The organism is candidate division WOR-3 bacterium (genome assembly GCA_039804165.1).
Classification (GTDB): Bacteria; Hydrothermota; UBA3072; order UBA3072; family UBA3072; genus JAFGHJ01.
Genome location: JBDRZZ010000018.1, coordinates 24,886 through 31,143 on the forward strand (window position 1 = coordinate 24,886; position 6,258 = coordinate 31,143).

Annotated in this window: 6 protein-coding genes; 1 reads left to right on the top strand and 5 read right to left on the bottom strand. The window is 32.2% G+C overall.

What is annotated here, in order from left to right; all coding sequences use genetic code 11:
* Positions 1-13: 13 nt before the first annotated feature.
* The gene (locus ABIN61_06895) at positions 14-700 is read left to right on the top strand and encodes a UDP-2,3-diacylglucosamine diphosphatase (GenBank protein MEO0293928.1); all 687 of its coding nucleotides are present in this window, start codon (positions 14-16) and stop codon (positions 698-700) included.
* Here ABIN61_06895 and recO read toward each other — a convergent pair.
* The 5 genes from recO to ABIN61_06920 are packed head-to-tail and all read right to left on the bottom strand — an operon-like array spanning position 640 to position 5,601.
* Positions 640-1,359: a DNA repair protein RecO gene (gene recO, locus ABIN61_06900; GenBank protein ID MEO0293929.1), complete on the bottom strand. Its 720-nt coding sequence runs from the start codon at positions 1,357-1,359 to the stop codon at positions 640-642. The genes ABIN61_06895 and recO overlap by 61 nt on opposite strands.
* Positions 1,360-1,362: 3 nt before the next feature.
* On the bottom strand, positions 1,363-2,373 hold the full coding sequence (gene hypE / locus ABIN61_06905; GenBank protein ID MEO0293930.1) for a hydrogenase expression/formation protein HypE: 1,011 nt from the start codon (positions 2,371-2,373) through the stop codon (positions 1,363-1,365).
* Positions 2,363-3,460, bottom strand: coding sequence for a hydrogenase formation protein HypD (gene hypD / locus ABIN61_06910; protein ID MEO0293931.1), 1,098 nt, complete (start codon positions 3,458-3,460; stop codon positions 2,363-2,365). Before hypD ends, hypE begins: the two co-directional genes overlap by 11 nt.
* Complete coding sequence (locus tag ABIN61_06915) at positions 3,460-3,678, bottom strand: HypC/HybG/HupF family hydrogenase formation chaperone (GenBank protein MEO0293932.1); 219 nt, start codon at positions 3,676-3,678, stop codon at positions 3,460-3,462. The genes hypD and ABIN61_06915 overlap by 1 nt, the downstream gene beginning before the upstream one ends.
* Before the next feature lie 27 nt (positions 3,679-3,705).
* The gene (locus ABIN61_06920; GenBank protein ID MEO0293933.1) at positions 3,706-5,601 is read right to left on the bottom strand and encodes a sensor domain-containing diguanylate cyclase; all 1,896 of its coding nucleotides are present in this window, start codon (positions 5,599-5,601) and stop codon (positions 3,706-3,708) included.
* Positions 5,602-6,258 lie beyond the last annotated feature (657 nt).

A 6,258-nucleotide genomic window follows, 5' to 3' on the forward strand; every position in this document is an offset into this window, starting at 1 on the left:
GACAATCTTTATAATCTCGGATACCCATTTTCAAGAAAACTCAGGAAAAGAGGTTTTATCTTTTCTCTCTTTTTTACAAATGGTTGAAAAAAAGGGGGATGGATTGTTTCTACTTGGGGATATTTTTGATTTTTATTTTGAGTATAAATCCTTTATTCCTAAGAATTTTTTTGATGTTTTTTATGCTCTAAGAAGAATTGTTGAGCAGGGTATTCACGTTCATTACTGGACTGGAAATCATGACTTTTGGGTTGGAGAATTTTTTAAAAGACTTGGCATTAAAACACATGCTGAACCTACTACACTTAAAATGGAGGGGAAAAGAATATTGGTTTTACATGGAGATGAAGTTGATACCAATTTTATGTTAAAAAATATATTATGTAATAAGTTTTCAAAATTTCTTTTTTCTTTGCTTCATCCTGAATTTGGATTACTAATTGCAAGGGTGGTGTCGAAACTTTCAAGAGAAAAATCTAAAAAATTTGAGTTACCCAAAAGAAGTCTTGAAAATTTTGCTGAGAGAAAATTTTTAAAAGGAATAGATACGGTGATAATGGGACATTTCCACATTCCTTACTTTTACAAAAGAGGGAAGAAGAACCTTGTAATATGTGGGGATTGGGGATCTTGGCATTCCTATGGAGTGATCGAAAATGGCAATATTTCGCTTAAACGATTTAGCCATTCTCCTAAATGATAAACTCCGTATTTTAAAAGAAATTTTAAAAGTTCTTTCTTGTTTGTTTCCTTCCACTCTTGGAGTTCTTTAAATCTACCCTTCTCAAGAAGTTGGATTTTTTCTTTTAAATGGAGAAAAGGAATGGAACTTTGTTTTTTGCATTTTTTACAGACACCTTTACCCTCTTCTATATCAAAAAATTCTATCTCACTTATTCCACATTTTGCACATTTATCCATCTGAGGGGATACCCCTTGAAGTTTAAAAAGAGATAGTAGGAAATACCCTATAACTTCTTCTTTAAAACCTTTATTAAGAAAAGTAAGGGCTCTCTTTTCTAATCCGAAAAGACCACTCATTGGAGAAGGGATCGTTCTCCCTATCCATATTAACCCCCAGGCTATATTTAAACTATATAAATCTTTCCTTAAATTTTCATATGACTCTTTTATGTTTGCCTCTTTTAGGATTCCTAAATCTTTCCCGGGTTTTAGATAATAAACAATTTGTGTTAGATTCAAAGGTTCTATATTCCCCGCAAATTGAGATTTTGTTCTTTTTGCGCCTTTTGCTATTAAAGATAATCTTTCAGAATCTTGTGTTAAAATATGAATTATCTTACTTGAGTTTCCAAAATCATAGTTTTTTAAAATTATTGCGTCTTTTCTGTTGAGCATAGCTTAACATATCCTGGGTAGTTGCTCCCCTACTAATCGGTCAATAAATCTAAGACCCCCTATAAGAGTTTCAAGAACCACTCTACCTTTGTTTTCTTTGGTAATTTCTCCTATTATCGCAGCATCTTTACCTAAGGGATGTTTCTTCATAATATTAAGAATACTTGAGGCTTCATCTTCTCTCACTATAGCGATAATTTTACCTTCATTTGCAAGATAAAGAGGTTCTAACCCTAATATTTCTGAAAAAGACTTTACACCCTTAGGTATAGGAAGTTTTTCTTCTAAGATTTTAATCCCAAAATTGGAATTCTCTACAATCTCACATAAGACAGCCGCCACTCCACCTCTTGTAGGATCTCTAAGAAACTTCACCCCTCCTTTTGAAATAATTCTTTTTACTAAATCCCAAAGGGGGGCACAGTCACTTCTAATATTAGTTTTAAAACCCTCTCTTTCGCTTAAAACTGCAATACCATGAAGGCCGATTCCTCCATTTATAAGAATTTTATCTCCGGGTTCTATATTTTTTTTTGATAAATTTATTTCTCTTTCCGAAATTCCAATCCCAGAGGTGTTTATAAACAACTTATCCGCATTCCCTTTTTCTACAACTTTTGTATCCCCTGTGACTATTTTTACTCCTGCTTTTTTACTCGCTTTTGACATAGAAATCAAAATCTTATCTAAAGTCTCTATATCAAACCCTTCTTCAATTATAAAAGAACAAGATATATATAAGGGTCTTGCCCCCATCGCAGCAAGATCGTTTACCGTTCCATTTATTGCCAAGACTCCTATATTTCCTCCTGGGAAGAAAAGGGGTTTGACAACATAAGAGTCAGTTGTAAAGCAAATTTTCTTTTTTCTAACTTCTAAGATCGCAGAATCGGTAAGCTCATTGAGGATTGGATTACCAAATCTTTTAAGGAATAAATTTTTAATAAGGGAAGCCATTTCCTTCCCCCCACTCCCATGAGAAAGAAGAATTTTATCTCTTTCTTTATTTTCCATCTTTAAATTTATAATAGGCTGCGCAGGTGCCTTCACCGGATACCATACAAGGTCCTATGGGATTTTCTGGAGTGCATACTCTCTTAAATAGTTCACACTCATTAGGTTTTCTTACTCCACGGAGAACCTCTCCACATCTGCAGGCTGGATTTTCTTTTGTTTTTTCTACTTCTACACTTAAATTTTTCTCAGCATCTATTTCTGAATATTCATCTTTTATATATAAACCTGAGTTAGGAATTACTCCAAGACCTCTCCAACTTGTAGATTCGGTCTTGAAAACTTCTTTCATTAAAGAAAGAGCTTTTTTATTGCCTTCTTTTCTAACAACCCTTTTATACTGATTTTCTAAAGAAGCTCTTTTTCTTATTATATTCCTTGTTAATATTTCTATTGCTTCTAAAATATCAACTGGTTCAAATCCTGCTATAACTGAAGGAATTTTGAATTTTTTCACAATGGGTAAGTAAGGTTCTTCCCCTATTATAGTGCTGACATGTCCAGGACAAATAAAACCATCGATTTTGGTTTCTTTTTTTTCTAAGAGAGCCTTCATTGCAGGAGGAATTAGTTTGTGTCCAGAGAGAACGAAGAAGTTTTTAATTTTCTCATTAAGTGCTGTAAGAATAGTATAGGCAACTAAAGGAGCCGTGGTTTCAAAACCGACTCCTAGAAATATTACTTTTTTATCGGGATTTTTTTTCGCAATATTCAGGCTTTCAATTGGAGAGTAAACAACCTTTATGTTGTTTCCTTTTGCCCTTTCTTTTTCTAAGGAAGAATAAGAACCGGGGACTCTCATCATATCTCCAAAAGTTGTTATTATTACATATGGAAGTCTACTGTAAGCAATTGCTTTATCTATATAGTCGTTTGTAGTAACACAAACAGGGCAACCTGGACCTGAGAGATGCACAATATTTTCTGGAAGAAGACTCATAATTCCGGAGGAAAAGAAAGCATGCGTATGTGTCCCGCAAACTTCCATTAAATAAATTTTTTCTTTATAATCTTTAAGGTCTTCTTTTATTTTTTCAATTATTCTCTTGGATATCTCTTTATCTCTGAACTCAGTAATATAATTCATTATTTAATATTAGATATTTCTTCCCAAATTTTCAGTGTTTTTTTTGCTTCTTTCTTATCAAGCTTTTCTATTGCAAAACCTGCATGGACAATTACATAATCCCCTATTCTTACATTATTTAAGAGAGCTAAACTAATTTCCTTTCTGATACCTCCTAATTCAACTATTCCTTTATCCTTTTTAATACTAATAAGTTTCATAGGGATTGCGAGGCACATTTTTACTCCTTTTTAATCATTTAAAAATCAATCTTCTGCTATAATGCTTTGGTTTTTCCCTTCCCTTTTTGCAATGTATAAAGCTCTATCAGCTGCTGCAATGAGGTCTTCTTTATTTTCAGCATGTTTTAAAAACTCGGCAACTCCTATTGAAACTGTAACCCTAAATTTGCTTCCATCCGGGGAGAAAATTTCCTTGTTTTCTATAGAAGTCCTCAAATTTTCTGCAAGTTTATAAGCCTCCAAAGAAGTAGTTTTGGGTAATATAATAGCAAATTCTTCTCCACCGTATCTTGCGAGGACATCAGAGGCTCTAAGTCTATTCTTCATTATCTCTCCAACTTCTCTTAAAATTAAATCTCCATTTTGATGTCCATACTGATCATTTATTAACTTAAAGTTATCTAAATCAACCATAAGCAAAGAAAGAGGGTCTCTTGTTCGGTGGGATTCAGCAATCTTATTATCCAAAATTTCCTGGAAAAAGCGGTGATTATACGCACCTGTCAAACCATCCCTTACAGCTTTTTCTTTTTCAAGACTATATAGAATAGCTTTTTCTACAGAAGAAGCGGCTATATCAGTTATTAGATTTAAAATCATTAAATCATTGCTTCTATCAAACCAATTTTTATTTTTAGAAATTAGTAAAATTCCTCCTTTAACGTCTCCTCTAAAAGGAGAAAACATTAAAGATCTTGCTTCAAAATTTCTCTCTTCAGGAAATAAAATTGGTCTTCTTATTTCCTTGGAGAGGTCTTCTTTACAAAGAGAAATATTTTTCTCAAGAGCTGCAGCAACAATACTTTTACTTAATTTAATAAAGTATCTCCTTCCATCTTCTTCTGTAACAAGATACTCCCCACCTTCTTTAATAAGAAAAATCGCCCACACATCTTTGAAACTATTTTTTATTGTGTCAAATATACTCTTTCTAACTTCTTCTAATTTTATTTCTCCAGCGACTTTCCCTGTCAAGTCTAAAAGATACCTAAGCCTAAAAGCCTCTAACATTGAAACTTTCATATATTTATAAAGCGAGGTTGTTGTGGCCAATCCTTTCGCTACACTAATTAAAAGTTCTTTGTCTTTATCTTCAAAAGGAATTCTTTCTTTTCTATCTACTACTAAAATTCCTTTCACTTCATTCTCATATTCTATTGAGGTGGCAGCAAAACACTTTATTCCTTCATCTTTCTTGTAATAACCTAAATTAGTAGAGGAATCATTGTATTCATTGTTAACAAGAATACCTGAATTTCTTAGAAACCAAGATAAAGGGCCTCTATCTATATAAACTTTTTTCTTTATCTCCCCTTTACTCTTGGCAACCTTAACCTGAAATTCGTAGGGATTTGATTCTTTTGTCAAAAGGATAATACTAAATGGTTCAAAAACTCTATCTATTATATCCACACTTGCATATAAAGACTCATAAATTTTATCTTGAATTCCGGAAGAAAATTCTATTTTTTTAGAAAGGTTTTTTGCTTCTCGTTCCTCTTCAAGACTTTTGGTTTTCTTTTGTTCGGGTCCCTTTTTCTTAATTTTAGGGATGAAAAAATGGATTGGGATTAATGCACCATAAAGAATTAGATATGGTAAGATTTGTAATTTATTAAATAGAGAAAATAAAGGTAAAATAAACCACCAAATTTTTGGTTTTAAACCTCTTTTATAAAGTAGTAAAAATACAGGGAAGTAGGAAATAAAAAAGGGGGAAGAGGAGCCTCCTGCTAGTTGAGTAATAAAAGCAATTCCAGTAAGAGAGAAATGAGGAGGAATATTTTCTTTCTCCACAAGAAAAAAATAAAAAACAAAGAATAGAATAACGGGGATCCATATTGAAATAGATATAGGGAAAAAGATAAAAACAAAATATAATATGAAGAATAATGTTGAGAGTGTATTATATAAAACCATAAAAATATATTATATCTTACTAAAAATTTTGCAAGAAGAAAATAAAATTTTCATAAAAGGTTCAAGGTATGAAGATAATTGTTAAATTAGCTTCTTTTCTCCCTCAAACTGAGCGCTTCTTATTTTAGTTTTGATGATTTCAGAAAATAAAGTAAGGAGCCTGCTATTTATTTTTACTTTTTAAGATAATACTCCTATTTGAACAGCTCCTTAATATCAGATACTCTCACAATTCTCGTTAAAATTAAAACATAATATCGACTGGGATTACTTCATTAATTGTTACTCCGTGGTAAAATGTCTTTAGTTTCAGATTTATTAACGAGCTTCACCTTTTAAGTTAATTTGGTAAAGCTCTCTAAAGATGGAGTAAAGTTTAATATTACACTTGCAGGATTTTATTTTCGCTTTGTAACAAATAGAAGGGAGTTAAAAATTAGAAGGTCATACCATTTTAAAGCTCAATTTTCAGACCTTCCAAGGCAGGTGGTGGACACTTTGAGATATTTTAACATTCACAAGGTCTAATTCCAGATCAAGAGTCACATCCATTTTCTTCTCCAGGAGTTTATCAAGATCCGCCACAAACAAGTGGACAAGTTCAGGAGATTTGTTTCTCTCAATAAGTATCTCTAAAGTGTTTTATCATTCTTTTTT